This is a genomic window from Streptomyces longisporus, assembly GCF_039532765.1.
GTDB lineage: Bacteria > Actinomycetota > Actinomycetes > Streptomycetales > Streptomycetaceae > Streptomyces > Streptomyces longisporus.
On the sequence record NZ_BAAASG010000014.1, the window covers coordinates 354,846 to 371,197 of the forward strand.

Sequence of the window (16,352 nt, forward strand, 5' to 3'; positions counted from 1 at the left end):
AGGGCCGCTCCAACCACGGCCACCGCCCGGCGTGAGAGAGCTTCTCAGGTCCTCAAACGCCGACCGGGACTTGATCTTTTCAGCCCGTCCGGCACAAGAGAGCCGCACGTCCTCAACCGCCGGCCACGGCCTGATCTTTTCAGCCCACCCGGCGTTTGAGAACGAGACCCTGCCATCCCGAACCCCCACCCACCCCCGGGGGCAACACTCCTCGACGGCCGCCGCGGCCTGATCTTTTCAGCCCGCCCGGCGTTTAAGAACAAGACCCGGCCATCCCCAACCCCCACCCACCCCCGCGGGGGGCAACACCGCCGAGGCTTGATCTTTTCAGCCTGTCCGGCGTTTGAGGACGAGGCCGTTCAGGCCGACAAGCGGGGTCTGGGGGCGCAGCCCCCAGGACGGGACGGGTAGGGGCGGCGGGGGCGAAAGAAACCCCGCGACCCCAAGGGCGCGGCCCCTAGGCCATCGGCGCCCCATAAGGATCCTTGGGAACACCCCCGTGTTCCTGATACTGCTCCGGATCCCGAGGCCCGAACAACGCCGTCAACCCGAGATGTACCACCAGCGCAGCCAACGACCACGCCAACAACGCCCCCTTCGCCCCCAGCTTCAGCGGCGCAGAGAACGTAACCCCCTTGCCCGCGGCCTTCGCATGGGCGATCACATCCTGCGGCGGCCCCAGCCACACCCCGAGCTTCCAGGCCAGCAACGACGCGAGCAGCCCCCCGACCCCCAGCGCCACCACCAACGGCACACCCCCACGCCGCCGCCAGAAGAACACCCCGAGCGCACTCACCACGCCGAAGGCCACCGCAAGCAGCGTGAACGTTCCGTCCACCCCGATCGCCTGCTCCCCCTCACTGTCGGAGAGGTAGACGACCCAGCTCTTGTCGACCACGTCACCGACGAGCGGCACATGCGGCGCCAGCCACCACCACAGCACCCCGAGCAGCGCGCCGGCGACCGTCACCGCCGCCGTGATCACGGCGGCCTCCCGCACTTCGGTCTTCATTCCGGGCCCGTCCTGTCCGTACGTGCCGTCCCACGCGACGTCATGCGTCACAGGGGCCACGTACCCGGCAGCCGGGGGCTGCCACGCGTTCTGCGAGGACTGTTCATGCGGCGGCGGAGGCGGAGTCAACGGTGCGGTCACCCTGCCATCGTGCCAGGCCCGTCTGTGCGGCGCGTCACCGGACGGCCGCCCGACGGTACGCCCACGTGGCGACGGCCAGCGAGACCACACCCACCCCGGCGCACACGGCGAGGTCCCCGGCCACGAAGGCCCAGTCGGGATGCGCCCCGAAAGTCCGCGCGAGGGCCTCGACGCCGTACGTCGACGGCAGCAGATCCCGCGCGAGCCGCACGACCTCGGGCATCCGGTCGGCCGGCAGCACCCCGAGCAGCAGTGCCGCGGACATGCCCAACTGGCCGAGCAGAGTGGCCAGTTCCGGCCGCGGAGCCAGCAGCCCGAGCGCCGCGCCCAGCCCGGCCAGCGCGGCCCCCGCCAGCGGAATCACCGCGGCGAGCACCCACAGATGCGCCAGCGGCAGCCCGAACAGCACACACCCGAACACCGCCGTGACCACGGTCCCCGGCACGGTGAAGGACGCGTACGCCCCGGCCGCCCCCAGCACCACGGACGCAGGCGGCACCGGCAGGGTCGCGTAATGGTCGAGCCCGCCGCTCGCCCGCAGCTGCCCGAAGTACTGCGCGAGCAGATTCAGCGCGACGAACGCCACCACGAGCACCGACGCCCCGGCGACCACCGACTCGGCCTCGCCGCCGCCGTCCACGACCCCCCGCATCAGGATCATGATCCCGACCGACTGGAAGGTCGCCACGAACAGCAGCGGAATCCGGGCCACCCGCGCGCGCGACAGCTGCGCCCGGTACACGGCGACGAGGGCCGGCCACATCCGCGCGCGCGGCCCGAGCTCGGCCGCGCCGCGGCCGTCCTCCTCCACGGCCAGGGCACCGCCCGGCAGAACCCCGGCGGGTACGACACTCACGACGCGCTGCTCCCCTTCTCACTCGGGCCCACAGGGCCCACCGAGCCGATCGCTCGTAGGGACCATACGGCCGCGGCGGCCCGCGCACTCACACCGACGACAACGCTCACGCCTTCACCAGCCCCTGTTGCGCGGCGCCCCCCAGCGCCAGATACACGTCCTCCAGGCTGGGCGTGGCCAGCGTGAAGTCGTCGAGCGCGGCGAACGCAGAGCCACCGGTGACGGTGGCGACGATCGCGCGGGCCTCCTCGGGGGCGAGCCTGAGCGTCCAGCGGCGCCCGGACTCGGCGGCCCGCTCGCGCAGCGCGGCGACCTCCGGCACATGCAGCGGCGCGCTCTCGCGCCACACCAGCTCGACCCGGACCTCCCCCGCGACCTGCTCCTTGAGCCCGGCGGGGGTGTCGCAGGCGATCACCCGCCCCTGGTCGAGAACGGCGACCCGGTCGAGAACCGTTTCCGCTTCGATGACGTTGTGGGTGACCAGCAGAACCGTCGTCCCGCGCTCGGCCCGCCGCCGGTCCACGGCCGCCCACACGGCCCGCCGGGCCACCGGATCCATCCCGGTGGTCGGCTCGTCGAGCACCAGCAGGGGCCGCTCCCCGACCAGCGCGGCGGCAAGACACGCCAGCCGCCGCTGCCCACCGGACAGCTTCTTCAGCGGCCGCCCGGCAAGGGACGTGAGGCCCAGTTCCTCCAGTACGGCATCCCGCTCGGCCCGCGCCTGACGGGCCTCCAGGCCGCGCAGCCGCCCGGTCGTCTCGGCGGCGAGGGACACGGTCAGTTCGTCGAGGGCGCTGGATTCCTGCCCCAGGTAGGCGAGGATCCGCGCGGCCCGCTCCGGGTGCCGCACGATGTCGTGCCCGAGGATCTCGACCCGCCCGGCATCGGGCCGCATCAGCCCGGTCAGCTGCCGTACGAGGGTGGACTTGCCCGCGCCGTTCGGCCCGAGGAGGCCGAAGATCTCGCCGCGCCGGATGTCGAGGTGCACATCGTCGGTGGCCCGCACGGCGGGCGTCCCCGGCGCACCCCGGCGCCCCCGCACCGCCGGATAGGTCTTGGTCAGTCCGCGCACCGCGCACACGACGTCCCCACCGTGCCGAAGTGCCTGTGCCGCGCGCGTACTCACAAAGGACGAGGGTACGGGGTCCGCGGGCCCCGTCCGCTCTCGGGTTGGTCCAAAGCGGCACAACCGCCAGTAAAGGCCCCGGTGAGAAACATGGTCAGCACACCGGTGAGGGACTACTCACCCGCGGGAGCGTGTTCCGCCGCCGTCCGCACGTCGATCTCCCGCCAGAACCCGGCCCGGATCGCATACCGGTCGTGCTCGTCGATCTGGTCGTCCTTGTGGGCGAGCAGACCGAACCGGGCGGCGTAGCGCAGCAGCTCCCCGTCGATGCGGTGCGGGACGCGCGGGTACATCCCGGACAGCTTCTGCAGATGGCTCTGGTCGCCGAGGCGCTCCATCCACCGCCGTGCGAACACCTGCCCGACCTCGTACGGGTCGCCGCCGACCGTGGTGATGTCCTCCTCGCGGTCGGCCCACCGCTGCTCGGCGGTGGTCAGCTGGGCCAGCGTCGGCATCGAGGCGGCCTCGGGGGCCTCCGCGGGGGGCCGGTCGACCCAGCCCTTGTCGGAGGACCAGCGCAGGGTCGCGTTCGCGGGATGCCGGTCGGGCTGCACGCCGGGGGCGCGCAGCGCGGCCAGGTCCTTCGGGGTGGGCACGCCCTTGGGTGCGGGCACCCGCTCCTGCGTGCCGTTCTCGGAGCGGGCCGCGGCGGGCGCGTGCTCGCCGTCCTCGGCGCCCCGCTCGGCCGCGGAGAGCGCGGACTCCGGCAGCGGCGCTGAGAGGATCGCGGCGATCTCGGGCCGCGGCACGGGCGGCGGTGCGCAGATCCCGCCGAGTTCCTTGGCCCGTACGGCCTTGGTGATCCAGGTACGGTCGAGGACGCGTCGCTCGTCGGCCTCGGCGACCAGGTCCTCGGACTGGTTGTAGTCCCCGTCGGCGGCCTGCACGGCCCACAGGTGTACGGCGACGCCGTGCTCCTTGGCGGCCATCATGCCCGGCAGCAGATCGCCGTCGCCGGTGACAAGGACGATGTCGGAGCAGGCGCGGTTGCGGGCCAGCTCGGTGAGCTCGGCGTGCATGGCGGCGTCGACGCCCTTCTGCGCCCAGCGTCCGTCGCTGCGGGTCAGGGCGCCGAGCCGGACGGTGACCCGGGGCATCACGCGCAGTCTGCGGTGCTCGGGCTGCGGGACGCGGTCGGGGGCGCCGTCGAACCAGTAGATGCGCAGCAGCGGCCGTTCCGTGTCGGACTCGGCGCGTTCGCGAAGGGCCTGGATGAGGGCGGCATGATCGACGGTGATGCGGGAGCGTGAGGGCTCCCCGGCAAGGAGACTGGCGGCGGCCCCCAGCAGATACCCGGCGTCCACCAGGACGATGCAGCGGTCCACGCGATCCACCCTCTTTCCGGGAGGTTTGCTTCGGGCTTCCTTCGAGTCTGCCCGACTGCGCGGGGGTTAACGGCCCGAACTCGATCTTCGGCGTGGCGTTTCGGCTCGCCTCCTACGTCCTCGCGCTCCGAGATGCCCTGTCACAGACGGTAATTATCCGAAATGCGCTCATTGTCAGCCTATGTGAATCTGGTCGCGGCCCTGGCCCCTAGATCCCCCACAGGAGGCAGAACCATGGCCAAGAACAAGAACCGTGAGCGAAAGCAGCCGCAGACCGAGCGTGGTCAGCAGGCGACCCAGCAGTCCACGATGGAGTCGCACGCCGAGCAGCACCTGAGCCAGGTGAGCCCCGGCGACATGGCGCGCAAGGGCAAGCAGAAACGCTTCGGCCACAACTGACGCGCTCACAACTGACATCTGCACAACGGGTCGTTGAGACCCAGGCACACAGAGGGGCGCATCCGGCTCACCGGATGCGCCCCTCGTCTCGGCTCGTTCGCCCGCGTTCGTACGCCGCTCAGCCGGCCAGGCAGGACGGCCCGAGCAGCACCTTCAGGTCTCCGAAGAGCGCCGGATCGGGCTTCACGCGGTGCCGGTCCAGACGCAGGACGGTCGTCTTGGTCGGGCCCTGGAGCTTGATGCGGACCTCGCTGTCGCCCTTGTGGTGGCTGAGGATCTCGCCGAGTCGGCTGACCATGGGCGGAGTGACCCTCGTGGCCGGGATGGTGAGGATCACGGGCGCGTTGGTGCCCGCGTTGGACAGGTCCGGGACCTGGAGTTCCATCGCCACCAGCCGCGGCACGTCCTCCCGCTTGTCGAGGCGGCCCTTGACGAACACGACGGCGTCCTCGACGAGTTGGGTCGACACCAGCTGGTAGGTCGCCGGGAAGAACATGCACTCGATGGAGCCCGCGAGGTCCTCGACGGTGGCGATCGCCCAGGCGTTGCCCTGCTTGGTCATCTTGCGCTGCAGCCCAGAGATGATGCCGCCGATGGTGACGACCGCGCCGTCCGCGTGCTCACCGCCGGTGAGCTGGGAGATGCCCGCGTCGGCCTTGTCGGACAGCACGTGCTCCAGACCGAAGAGCGGGTGGTCGGAGACGTACAGACCGAGCATCTCCCGCTCCTGGGCGAGCAGATAGGTCTTGTCCCACTCCTCGGTGGTGAACTCCACGTCGAGTCCGAAGCCCGGCTCGTTGCTCTCCTCCTCGCCCATGCCGCCGAAGAGGTCGAACTGGCCCTCGGCCTCCTTGCGCTTGACCGCGACCACGTTGTCGATCATCGGCTCGAAGTGCGCGGTGAGGCCCTTGCGGGTGTGCCCCAGGGTGTCGAACGCGCCCGCCTTGATCAGCGACTCCGTGGTGCGCTTGTTGCACGCGACCGCCTCGACCTTGTCGAGGTAGTCGGGGAAGGAGGCGTACTTGCCCTTGGCATTGCGGCTCTTGATGATCGACTCGACCACGTTGGTGCCGACGTTGCGGACGGCCTCGAGGCCGAAGAGGATCACGTCGTCGCCCTGGGCGGCGAAGTTGTGCACCGACTCGTTGACGTTCGGAGGCAGCACCTTGATGCCCATGCGCCGGCACTCGTTGAGGTAGACCGCCGACTTGTCCTTGTCGTCCTTGACGGAGGTCAGCAGCGCGGCCATGTACTCGGCCGGGTGGTTGGCCTTGAGGTAGGCCGTCCAGTAGGAGACCAGGCCGTAGGCGGCCGAGTGCGCCTTGTTGAAGGCGTAGCCGGCGAAGGGGACCAGCACGTCCCACAGGGCCTGGATCGCCTCGTCGCTGTAGCCGTTCTTCTGGGCGCCGGCCTGGAAGATGGTGAAGTTCTTCGCCAGTTCGTCGGGCTTCTTCTTGCCCATCACTCGGCGCAGGATGTCGGCCTCGCCGAGCGAGTAACCGGCGATGATCTGGGCTGCCTTCTGCACCTGCTCCTGGTAGACGATCAGGCCGTAGGTGACGTCCAGGACCTCCTTGAGCGGCTCCTCCAGCTCCGGGTGGATCGGGGTGATCTCCTGGAGCTTGTTCTTGCGCAGCGCGTAGTTGGTGTGCGAGTCCATGCCCATCGGGCCGGGGCGGTAGAGCGCGGAGACGGCGGAGATGTCTTCGAAGTTGTCGGGCTTCATCAGACGCAGCAGCGAACGCATGGGGCCGCCGTCGAACTGGAAGACGCCGAGGGTCTCACCGCGCTGGAGGAGTTCGAAGGTCTTGGGGTCGTCCAGCGGGAGGCTGAGCAGCTCCAGGTCGATGCCCTTGTTGGACTTCACCATCTTGACGGCGTCGTCCATGATCGTCAGGTTGCGCAGGCCCAGGAAGTCCATCTTCAGCAGGCCGAGCGACTCACAGCTCGGGTAGTCCCACTGCGTGATGGTCACGCCGTCGGTGTGGCGCACCCACACGGGCACGTGCTCGGTAATGGTCTCGCTGGACATGATCACGCCGGCGGCGTGCACACCCATCTGCCGGACCAGTCCCTCGACGCCCTTGGCGGTGTCGATGACCTTCTTCACGTCCGGCTCGTTCTCGTACATGCCACGGACCTCGCCCGCCTCCGAGTAGCGGGGGTGCGAGGGATCGGTGATGCCGTTGAGGTCGATGCCCTTGCCGAGGACGTCGGCGGGCATGGCCTTGGTGATGCGGTCGCCCATGGCGTACGGGTAGCCCAGCACGCGCGCGGAGTCCTTGATCGCGTTCTTGGCCTTGATCTTGCCGTACGTACCGATCATGGCGACCTTGTCGGCGCCGTACTTCTCGGTCACGTACCTGATCACCTCGACGCGCCTGCGCTCGTCGAAGTCGATGTCGACGTCGGGCATGGAGACGCGCTCGGGGTTGAGGAACCGCTCGAAGATCAGGCCGTGCGGGATCGGGTCGAGGTCGGTGATGCCCATGGCGTAGGCGACGATCGAGCCGGCCGCGGAGCCTCGGCCGGGGCCGACCGCGATGCCGTTGTTCTTGGCCCACATGATGAAGTCGGCGACGACGAGGAAGTAGCCCGGGAACCCCATCTGGATGATGACGTCCATCTCGTACTCGACCTGCTTCTGGCGGTCCTCGGGGATGCCGTCCGGGAAGCGGCGCTCCATGCCGCGGCGGACCTCCTCCTTGAACCAGGTGACCTCGGTGTAGCCCTCGGGGATGTCGAACTTCGGCATGAGGTTCTTCGCCTCGAACATGCCGGTGGTGTCGATCTGTTCGGCCACCAGGAGGGTGTTGCGGCAGCCCTCCTGCCAGGCGTCCGAGGAGTCGATGGCGTACATCTCGTCCGTGGACTTCAGGTAGTAGCCGGTGCCGTCGAACTTGAAGCGGTCGGGGTCGGAGAGGTTCTTGCCGGTCTGGATGCACAGCAGGGCGTCGTGGGCGGTCGCCTCGTGCGCGTACGTGTAGTGCGAGTCGTTGGTGACCAGGGGCGGGATGCCGAGCTTCTTGCCGATGTCGAGCAGGCCGTCGCGGACCCGGCGCTCGATCTCGATGCCGTGGTCCATCAGCTCCAGGAAGTAGCGGTCCTTGCCGAAGATGTCCTGGTACTCGGCGGCCGACTTCAGCGCCTCGTCGTACTGGCCGAGCCGCAGCCGGGTCTGGAGTTCGCCGGAGGGGCAGCCGGTGGAGGCGATCAGGCCCTCGGACCACTGGGAGATGGTCTCCTTGTCCATACGGGGCCACTTCTGCAGCCAGCCCTCGGCGTACGCGTCCGAGGAGAGGCGGAAGAGGTTGTGCAGACCCGTCGAGTTCGCCGCCCAGATCGTCTTGTGGGTGTAACCACCGGAGCCGGAGACGTCGTCGCGCTTCTGGTGCGGCTGACCCCACTGGATCTTGCGCTTGTTGCGCCGCGACTCCGGGGCGACATATGCCTCGATCCCGATGATCGGGGTGACCCCGGCCTTCTTCGCGGAATGGAAGAAGTCGTACGCCCCGTGCAGGTTGCCGTGGTCGGACATGGCGATATGGGTCATGCCCATCTCGTTGCACGCGTTGAACATGTCCTTGAGCCGCGCGGCACCGTCCAGCAGCGAGTACTGGGTGTGGACGTGCAGGTGCGTGAACGGCGGCTTTGACACGGTCGGGCCTCCAAGGGAAACGCTGGACGACGGGCTGGGGACAGTCCTGGGGTCAGCGTCGAAGTCTATGCCTCGGGACTGACAATCCGGGGGCTGCCCCGCGTACCTTCACTGCGAGGTTCGCGGGCACTTCCGCGCACCCTCGACCGTTGGCAAAAACAGAAACGCCGTCGTACACATCCAGGCACCAGGAGGCACCCCGCGATGTCGGTTTCCCAGCTCAACGACGAGCAGCGCGGCGAGGAGATCCTCGCCGTCTTCGACACCGCCTTCGGCCGGCTCCTGGCCGCCGACCCGGCCGCGTTCCGCGTGAAGTTCCGCAAGATGGCCGCCTCGGCCTTCGCGTTCTACCGGGGCACGGCGTGCCTCTTCTACCACGACCTGGACGCAGAGAAGCGGGGCGGCCCGTACCTGGACGAGCGCACCTCGCGGGTGTGGATCCACGGCGACCTGCACGCGGAGAACTTCGGCACCTACATGGACGCGAACGGCCGCCTGATCTTCAACGTCAACGACTTCGACGAGGCGTACGTCGGCCCCTTCACCTGGGACCTGAAGCGCTTTGCCGCCTCCATCGCCCTCATCGGCTACGCGAAGGCGCTCGCCGACGACCAGATCACCGAGCTGGTCGAGGTGTACGCGGGCGCGTACCGCGAGCGCATCCACGCCCTGGCGACCGGCGCGAAGAGCGACGAGGTACCTCCCTTCACGCTCGACACCGCGCAGGGACCGCTCCTGGACGCCCTGCGTGACGCGCGCTCCCTGACCCGCTTCGGCCTGCTGGACTCGATGACGGAGATCCGCGACTTCGAGCGCCGCTTCGCGCCCGGCGGCGGCTCCATCGAGCTGGACGCGGCGACCCGCTACAAGGTCCTCGCCGCCTTCGACGGCTATCTGGAGACGCTGCCGGACGCCTCCCTGGCCCGCCCCGACTCGTACCGGGTGAAGGACGTGGTGGGCCGCCGCGGCATCGGCATCGGATCGGCCGGTCTGCCGTCGTACAACATCCTGCTGGAGGGCCACAGCGACGCCCTGGAGAACGATGTGGTGATCTACATCAAGCAGGCCCAGACCCCGGCCGTCTCCCGGCACATCACCGACCCCGCGATCCGCGACTACTTCCAGCACGAGGGCCACCGCACGGTGATCTCCCAGCGCGCCCTGCAGGCGCACGCGGACCCGTGGCTGGGCTGGACCGAGCTGGACGGCGCGGGCCAGCTGGTCGCCGAGGTGTCGCCGTACGCCGTCGACCTGGACTGGGGCGACATCGACGACCCGGAGGAGATCGCGGCGGTCGTCGCCGACCTGGGCCGGGCCACGGCCACCATGCACGCGGCGGCGGACGACCAGTCGGGCGAGTCCCTGGTGCCGTTCTCCACCGAGCGCGCCATCGACGCGGCGATCGCCGCCGACGAGGACGGTTTCGCGGGCGTCCTGACCGACTTCGCGCACGGCTACGGCGCACGCGCGCGTGCCGACCACCAGATCTTCGTGGACCTGTTCCGCAACGGCCGGATCCCGGGTCTCTGACAGTCTGCTGTCGGTAAGCCGTCTCACAGGGCACTTTTAGGGGTCCCTTACGGGACCGCGTGACAGACTCTCCACACCATGGACATATCCGGGACCCGCATCAGAGCGCTTCGCGCGGCGCTGTTCACGGCACTCGTCGTGACGCTCAGCACCGCGTCGCACGTGCTGCTGTCGCGGGTCCCGCTGCCGCTCAACACGGTGGCCGCGGTCGCCGCCGCCGTGTTCACGGTCGCCTACGCCCTGGCCGGCCGTGAGCGCGGTTTCGCGCGGATCGCCGCCCTGCTGATCCCGCTGGAGCTGGCCGCCGACACGGTCTTCACCACCGGCCAGCACGTCTGCTACGGCCGCGCGGGCGGACCCGTCGCCGGCCCCCTGCGCTCCGTCGGCTTCGACGTGCTGTGCGGCAACGGCACCGGCCTCGGCTCCGGGGCGACCGCCCCGCTGGCCCGCGTGACCGGCACCGGCACCGACCGGCTCGCCGCCCTGCTCGCGCACGCCGACCCGGCCACCGCCTGGCTGCTGCTGGCCGCCCATGTCGGCGTCGGACTGCTCGCCGCCGCCTGGCTGCGCCGCGGTGAGCGAGCGCTGGCCCAGCTGGTCCGCGCCGTGACCGCGACCACGTTCCGTCCGCTGCTGCTGGCGGTCGCCGCGGTGACGGTCCGGCCGGCCGCGCCGGCGCCCCCCGTACGGCACACCGGCGGCCCCGCGGCCGGCGCCCGCGAGCGGATCCTCGTGCACTCCCTGGGACGGCGTGGCCCGCCGTGCTCGGTCGTCTTCGCCTGAGCGACACCCGGTGCGCTGCCCCGCACGCACCGTCCCTGCGCACAGCACCTGAGCACGACCAGTCCCCCACACGTATCCCGCGTACGACGTATGCGGGTCCCACATGGAGAACACCGACATGAGCAAGCGGAACAGCCAGGCCTCGAAGACGGCGGCCCGAGAGCGGCTGCGGCAGGAGCGCGAGCGCCAGGCGAAGAAGGCCAAGATCAGGCGGCAGGCCATCGTGGCCGGTTCGATCGTGGCCGTCCTGGCGGCGGCCGGCGGCATAGGTTACGCCGTCGTCCAGGCCAACAAGCCCAGCTACTGGGAGGGCCTGAAGGACGCCAAGGTCACGGCCCCCGCCAACACCACGGGAACCAACGGCACCACGGTCGTCATCGGCAAGAGCACCGCCAAGAAGACCCTCAAGGTCTACGAGGACCCGCGCTGCCCCGTGTGCGCCCAGTTCGAGCAGGTCGTCGGCCCGACCTTCAAGAAGGACCTGGACGAGGGCAAGTTCAAGTTCCAGTACGTCGGCGCCACCTTCATCGACCGGAAGGACAACGGCGAGGGCTCCAAGAACGCGCTGAGCGCTCTGGGCGCCGCGCTGAACGTCAGCGACCAGGCCTTCCTCGACTACAAGACAGCGATGTACTCGACGCAGTGGCACCCGGACGAGACGCAGGACAAGTTCAAGGACGACAGCTACCTGATCAAGATCGCCCAGACCGTTCCCGCCCTGAAGGACAACACGAAGTTCCAGGACGCGGTCAAGAAGGGCACCTACGACGCCTGGGCGATGGCCATGTCGAAGACCTTCGACGACAACAAGGACGGCGTGACCGGCACTCCGGGCTTCGTCATGGACGGCAAGCAGCTCTTCGCCGACGGCAAGAGCACGCCGCTCCTGACCGTGGCCGACTTCAACAGGGTGGTGGGCGCGGCCCTCAAGGGCTGACGCCGCAAGGGCCGAGGCCGAGGGGAAGTCCAGCCTCCGCATGAAGAGCGGGCGAACATTCCGGGTTCGCCCGCTCTCACGCATACCGATCAGTAACCTGTTCGGTCGTGACCAGTCGATACAGATCATCCGAGGCGTCCCAGGCCCTCAACTCGCTCTCTCCTCGCCGCCGTACGGTCGTCAAGGCCGCGGCGGCGACCGCTGTCCTGGCCGGCCCGCTCGCCGCCGCGCTCCCGGCCCGCGCGGCCGCGGACGCTCCCGCCTTCCTGCACGGTGTCGCCTCCGGCGACCCGCTGCCCGACGGCATCCTGCTGTGGACCCGGGTGACGCCCACCCCCGAGGCCATACCCGGCTCGGGGCTCGGCCCGGACACCGAGGTCAGCTGGGTCGTCGCCAAGGACAAGGCGCTGACGAACATCGTCGCCAAGGGTTCGACCACGGCGAGCGCCGCCTCCGACCACACCGTCAAGGCGGACATCCGGGGCCTGGAGCCGGCCACCGACTACTGGTTCCGGTTCTCCGCCGGCCCCACCGACTCCCCCATCGCCCGCACCCGCACGGCTCCCGCCGCCGACGCCGCCGTGCCGGGCCTGCGCTTCGGCGTGGTCACCTGCGCCAACTGGGAGGCCGGCTACTTCGCCGCGTACCGCCATCTCGCGGCCCGCAGCGACCTGGACGCCTGGCTGCACCTCGGCGACTACATCTACGAGTACAAGTCCGGCGAGTACGCGGCCCGCGGCACCGTCGTCCGCCCGCACGCGCCGACGAACGAGATCATCACCCTCGCCGACTACCGCACCCGGCACGGCAAGTACAAGACCGACCCGGATCTGCAGGCCCTGCACCACAAGGCGCCGGTCGTCGCGATCTGGGACGACCACGAGTTCGCCGACAACGCGTGGTCGGGCGGCGCGGTGAACCACACCGAGGGCGCCGAGGGCACCTGGACCGACCGCAAGGCGGCCGCCAAGCAGGCCTACTTCGAGTGGATGCCGGTCCGCCCGGCGATCGCGGGCACCACCTACCGCCGGCTGCGCTTCGGCAAGCTCGCCGACCTCTCCCTCCTGGACCTGCGCTCCTTCCGCTCCCAGCAGGCGTCCACGGGCTCCGGCTCGGTCGACGACCCGAACCGCACGATCACCGGTCGGGCCCAACTCGACTGGCTGAAGGCCGGGTTGAAGGCCTCCGACACCACCTGGCGGCTGGTCGGCAACTCGGTGATGATCGCGCCCTTCGTCATCGGCTCGCTCACCGCCGACCTGCTCAAGCCGCTGGCCAAGCTGCTCGACCTGCCGCAGGACGGCATCGGCGTCAACACCGACCAGTGGGACGGCTACACCCACGACCGGCGCGAGCTGCTGGATCTCCTGCACTCGAACAACATCGGCAACACCGTCTTCCTGACCGGCGACATCCACATGTCGTGGGCCAACGACGTGCCGGTGGACGCCGGGACGTACCCGCTGTCCGCCTCGGCCGCCACCGAGTTCGTCATCACCTCGGTGACCTCCGACAACCTCGACGACATCGTGAAGGTCCCCGAGGGCACGGTCTCCGCCATCGCCTCGCCGGTCATCAAGGCGGCCAACCGGCACGTCCACTGGGTCGACACCGACCGCCACGGCTACGGCGTCCTGGACATCACCGCCGAGCGCGCGCAGATGGACTACTACGTCCTTTCCGACCGCACGAAGGCCGACGCGACCTCGGCCTGGGTGCGCTCGTACCGCACGCGCTCCGGCACCCAGAAGGTCGAGCGGACATACGACCCCGTATAGCCCGTATAGAGGACCAGAGGGCTTCTAGAGGGTCTCGAGGAAGCCGAGCGCCACCCGCCAGGTGGCCTCGGCGGCCTCCTCGTCGTAGTCCGGCAGCCCGGGATCGGTGTAGAGGTGGCCCGCCCCCGCGTATCTGTACACCTCGACGTCCGCGCCCGCCCTGCCCATCTGCAGATACCAGGCGCTCAGCCAGTCGTCCGTCTCGAACGGGTCCGGCTCGGCGACATGCAGCTGGACCGGCAGCTCGTCCACGGACGCGTTGGGCGCGATGTCCGAGGTGCCGTGCAGAAGCAGCAGCCCGCGCGCCTTCTCGTCGCCGAGCGCCAGGGTCTGGGCGATGGAGGCGCCGAGTGAGAACCCGGCGTACACAAGGCCCCGCTCCGAGTAGGGCGCGGCGGCCAGGACGGCTCTCTTGAGCAGCTCGTCCTTGCCGATCTCGTCGTTGAAGGCCATGCCCTCCTCGACCGTCTCGAACGTACGCCCGTCGAAGAGGTCCGGGGTCCACACCTCGTGCCCGGCGCCGCGCAGCCGGTCCGCGGCCTCGCGCACCGCGGGCCGCAGACCGTAGGTCGAGTGAAAGAGCATGATGTTCATGAGGCCATCGTGCCAGCCGGGACTGACAGCGCCGCCTCGTGGCCATACCCCCTACGAGCCCGAACTCACATGTTCATGACCCCCGGAAGCCGGTTAGGTTCGCAGGCATGGAGAACGTACTCCGCCCGCTGATCGTGATCGGCGGCTCGGTCGTGCTCACGCTGCTCATCGGCTGGGCCACCGATCTGCTGCTGCGCAAGGCCGACGAACGGCACGGCGAGACCCCGCTGTGGGGGCTGCTGCGCCGCGGCCGCATCCCCTACCAGCTGGTGCTGTGCTCGGCCATGCTCAGAGGCTCCTACGACGAGGCGCAACTGCTGCAGGAGCACGAGATCGGCATCGGCCGGACGCTGACCCTGGTGCTGATCGGGTCGACGGCCTGGGTGGTGATCCGTATCGCGGCGGCCGTCGTGGAGACGTCCTACTCCCGTTATGCCCGCCTGCACCACGACCCGGCCCGGGTGCGGCGGGTGCGCACCCAGGTGTCGCTGATCATGAGGGTGGTCGCGGCGATCGTCGGCGTGGTGGCCGCGGCCGCGATGCTGCTGACGTTCCCGGCGATGCGCGCCGCAGGCGCCTCGCTGCTGGCCTCGGCCGGCGTCCTCGGCATCGTCGCCGGTGTCGCCGCCCAGTCGACGCTCAGCAACCTGTTCGCGGGCCTGCAGATCGCCTTCGGCGACATGGTGCGGCTCGGCGACACGGTCGTCGTGGACGGCGAGTGGGGCACGGTCGAGGAGATCACGCTGACCTTCCTGACCGTGCGGACCTGGGACGAGCGCCGGATCACCATGCCGGTGTCGTACTTCACCTCGAAGCCCTTCGAGAACTGGTCCCGCGGCAGCAGCCAGATGACGGGCATCGTCTACTGGCACCTCGACCACTCGGCGCCGGTGGAGCTGATGCGTGACAAGCTCCGCGACATCCTGCGCGAGTGCTCGGCCTGGGACGGCCGCAGCTACGGGCTGGCCGTCACTGACACCACCCCGAACACCATGCAGGTGCGGGCCCTGGTGACGGCCAAGGACGCGGACGACATATGGACGGTGAGGGTCACCGTCCGCGAGCAGATGGTCCGCTGGCTGTGCGAGCAGCACCCGTACGCGCTGCCCCGCGTCAACACCACGGACGCGGCGCTGCCGTCGAGCCGGCGCTCCTTCGACGGCTTCTCGGACGGCGCGGCCCGCCGCACACCCGCGCCGAGGACCGGTCGCGGCTAGGGCCTGGCCGGCGGATCGGGTCGGCTGCAGGAAACTGCCCTCATAGCGGGCCCGAGCGGGGTCAGGGGGGTGCCCCCGCTCGGGCGAAGCCGAGAGTGGGGGCACGTGCAGCTGCAAGGCGGAGGAGGCTGTGACATCAGCCGCTGCCGCGGCGGGCGACGCGGAGCGATGGGGGCCCCTCCCGCTCGAGCCCCGCCACGCCGAGCTGATTCGCCGGACAGGCCCCAACGGCCTCAGTGGCCGCGCTCCGCACCCCCGTTGACCTGGATGACCTGCGAGGTGACGTGCCCGGCCCCCGGTGAGGCGAGCCAGTGCAGGGTCGCGGCCACGTCGCCGGGGGTGCCGGCGCGCTTGTCCAGGGTGTCCTCGACGAGCCGTGCGCGCCGCGCGGGGTCGATCTGCGGGCCGAAGAACTCGGTGTCCTCGATGTAGCCGGGCGCGACCACGTTGGCCGTGATCCCGCGCGGCCCCAGCTCCCGGGCGAGGTCATGGGCGTACGGGTGCAACGCGGCCTTGGCGCCGCCGTACGCCCCGCTGCCGGAGCCCCGGTAGGCGGCGATGGAGCTGACGAACAGCACCCGTCCTCCCGGCGTGGCCAGCCGGTCCTTCAGGGCCTCCGTGAGCAGAGCCGCGGTGAGGGTGTTGATCCGGAAGTTGAGGGTCCAGTTGTGCGCGACCCGGTCGAGCGGGTCGTCGCTCTCGGCGGCGGGCTCCAGCTGCCCGGTGCCCCCGGCACTGTGGATGAGTACATCCACGGTCCCGAACTCCCGCTCCACGAAGCCGGCGACGCCGCGCACGGCAGCCGGATCACTCAGATCCGCCGCGTAGGCCGAAGCGCCCGGCACCGCGGCCTTCTCCAGCACCTCCGCCCGCCGCCCGAGCAGCAGGACCCGGTCCCCGTCCGCCGCGAAGACCTGCGCCGCGGCAAGTCCAATCCCCGTACCGCCACCGCTGATTACGACATTACGAGCCATGATCCGACCCTACGCACCGCAA

13 protein-coding genes are annotated in these 16,352 nt (G+C 70.0%); 6 read left to right on the forward strand and 7 right to left on the reverse strand.

Features of this window, described 5'->3' with window-relative positions; all coding sequences use genetic code 11:
• Window positions 1–457 precede the first annotated feature (457 nt).
• The 4 genes from ABD355_RS30610 to ABD355_RS30625 form a co-directional block, all read right to left on the reverse strand.
• Window positions 458–1,153: an AAA family ATPase gene (locus tag ABD355_RS30610; protein WP_344404041.1), complete on the reverse strand. Its 696-nt coding sequence runs from the start codon at window positions 1,151–1,153 to the stop codon at window positions 458–460.
• A gap of 34 nt (window positions 1,154–1,187) precedes the next feature.
• Window positions 1,188–2,009, reverse strand: coding sequence for an ABC transporter permease (locus tag ABD355_RS30615; protein ID WP_344404042.1), 822 nt, complete (start codon window positions 2,007–2,009; stop codon window positions 1,188–1,190).
• Between the two features lie 106 nt (window positions 2,010–2,115).
• Window positions 2,116–3,090, reverse strand: a complete 975-nt coding sequence (locus ABD355_RS30620) for an ABC transporter ATP-binding protein (protein WP_344404079.1) — start codon at window positions 3,088–3,090, stop codon at window positions 2,116–2,118.
• 158 nt (window positions 3,091–3,248) lie between these two features.
• Window positions 3,249–4,460: an NYN domain-containing protein gene (locus ABD355_RS30625; RefSeq protein ID WP_344404043.1), complete on the reverse strand. Its 1,212-nt coding sequence runs from the start codon at window positions 4,458–4,460 to the stop codon at window positions 3,249–3,251.
• 234 nt (window positions 4,461–4,694) lie between these two features.
• On the opposite strand from ABD355_RS30625, the gene ABD355_RS30630 reads away from it, so the two are divergent.
• Window positions 4,695–4,859 carry a hypothetical protein gene (locus ABD355_RS30630; protein WP_344404044.1) on the forward strand — a complete coding sequence of 55 codons (165 nt, stop codon included), beginning with the start codon at window positions 4,695–4,697 and terminating at the stop codon, window positions 4,857–4,859.
• A gap of 118 nt (window positions 4,860–4,977) precedes the next feature.
• Here ABD355_RS30630 and dnaE read toward each other — a convergent pair whose 3' ends face one another.
• Entirely contained in the window at window positions 4,978–8,517 is a 3,540-nt protein-coding gene (gene dnaE, locus ABD355_RS30635; RefSeq protein ID WP_344404045.1) for a DNA polymerase III subunit alpha, read from the reverse strand.
• A 204-nt stretch (window positions 8,518–8,721) separates the two neighbouring features.
• Here dnaE and ABD355_RS30640 point away from each other — a divergent pair, with 204 nt between their 5' ends.
• From ABD355_RS30640 to ABD355_RS30655, 4 genes are all read left to right on the forward strand, one after another.
• Window positions 8,722–10,047, forward strand: a complete 1,326-nt coding sequence (locus tag ABD355_RS30640; RefSeq protein ID WP_344404046.1) for a DUF2252 domain-containing protein — start codon at window positions 8,722–8,724, stop codon at window positions 10,045–10,047.
• Between the two features lie 78 nt (window positions 10,048–10,125).
• The gene (locus ABD355_RS30645; protein ID WP_344404047.1) at window positions 10,126–10,830 is read left to right on the forward strand and encodes a hypothetical protein; all 705 of its coding nucleotides are present in this window, start codon (window positions 10,126–10,128) and stop codon (window positions 10,828–10,830) included.
• A 118-nt stretch (window positions 10,831–10,948) separates the two neighbouring features.
• On the forward strand, window positions 10,949–11,767 hold the full coding sequence (locus ABD355_RS30650; RefSeq protein WP_344404048.1) for a thioredoxin domain-containing protein: 819 nt from the start codon (window positions 10,949–10,951) through the stop codon (window positions 11,765–11,767).
• A gap of 107 nt (window positions 11,768–11,874) precedes the next feature.
• Window positions 11,875–13,545 (forward strand): alkaline phosphatase D family protein, encoded by a 1,671-nt coding sequence (locus tag ABD355_RS30655; protein WP_344404049.1) that lies wholly within the window; start codon window positions 11,875–11,877, stop codon window positions 13,543–13,545.
• A 24-nt stretch (window positions 13,546–13,569) separates the two neighbouring features.
• Here ABD355_RS30655 and ABD355_RS30660 read toward each other — a convergent pair whose 3' ends face one another.
• Window positions 13,570–14,139: a dienelactone hydrolase family protein gene (locus ABD355_RS30660; RefSeq protein ID WP_344404050.1), complete on the reverse strand. Its 570-nt coding sequence runs from the start codon at window positions 14,137–14,139 to the stop codon at window positions 13,570–13,572.
• Between the two features lie 107 nt (window positions 14,140–14,246).
• On the opposite strand from ABD355_RS30660, the gene ABD355_RS30665 reads away from it, so the two are divergent.
• Window positions 14,247–15,356: a mechanosensitive ion channel family protein gene (locus tag ABD355_RS30665; protein ID WP_344404051.1), complete on the forward strand. Its 1,110-nt coding sequence runs from the start codon at window positions 14,247–14,249 to the stop codon at window positions 15,354–15,356.
• Window positions 15,357–15,589: 233 nt separating this feature from the next.
• Here ABD355_RS30665 and ABD355_RS30670 read toward each other — a convergent pair whose 3' ends face one another.
• Window positions 15,590–16,330 (reverse strand): SDR family NAD(P)-dependent oxidoreductase, encoded by a 741-nt coding sequence (locus tag ABD355_RS30670; RefSeq protein WP_344404052.1) that lies wholly within the window; start codon window positions 16,328–16,330, stop codon window positions 15,590–15,592.
• Window positions 16,331–16,352: the final 22 nt, after the last annotated feature.

What these genes read in the sequence shown, in the direction of transcription:
- ABD355_RS30630 (WP_344404044.1), top strand. Translation starts at nt 4,695, where the DNA reads ATGGCCAAGAACAAGAACCGTGAGCGAAAGCAGCCGCAGACCGAGCGT.
- ABD355_RS30640 (WP_344404046.1), top strand. Translation starts at nt 8,722, where the DNA reads ATGTCGGTTTCCCAGCTCAACGACGAGCAGCGCGGCGAGGAGATCCTC.
- ABD355_RS30645 (WP_344404047.1), top strand. Translation starts at nt 10,126, where the DNA reads ATGGACATATCCGGGACCCGCATCAGAGCGCTTCGCGCGGCGCTGTTC.
- ABD355_RS30650 (WP_344404048.1), top strand. Translation starts at nt 10,949, where the DNA reads ATGAGCAAGCGGAACAGCCAGGCCTCGAAGACGGCGGCCCGAGAGCGG.
- ABD355_RS30660 (WP_344404050.1), bottom strand. Translation starts at nt 14,139, where the DNA reads ATGAACATCATGCTCTTTCACTCGACCTACGGTCTGCGGCCCGCGGTG.
- ABD355_RS30665 (WP_344404051.1), top strand. Translation starts at nt 14,247, where the DNA reads ATGGAGAACGTACTCCGCCCGCTGATCGTGATCGGCGGCTCGGTCGTG.
- ABD355_RS30670 (WP_344404052.1), bottom strand. Translation starts at nt 16,330, where the DNA reads ATGGCTCGTAATGTCGTAATCAGCGGTGGCGGTACGGGGATTGGACTT.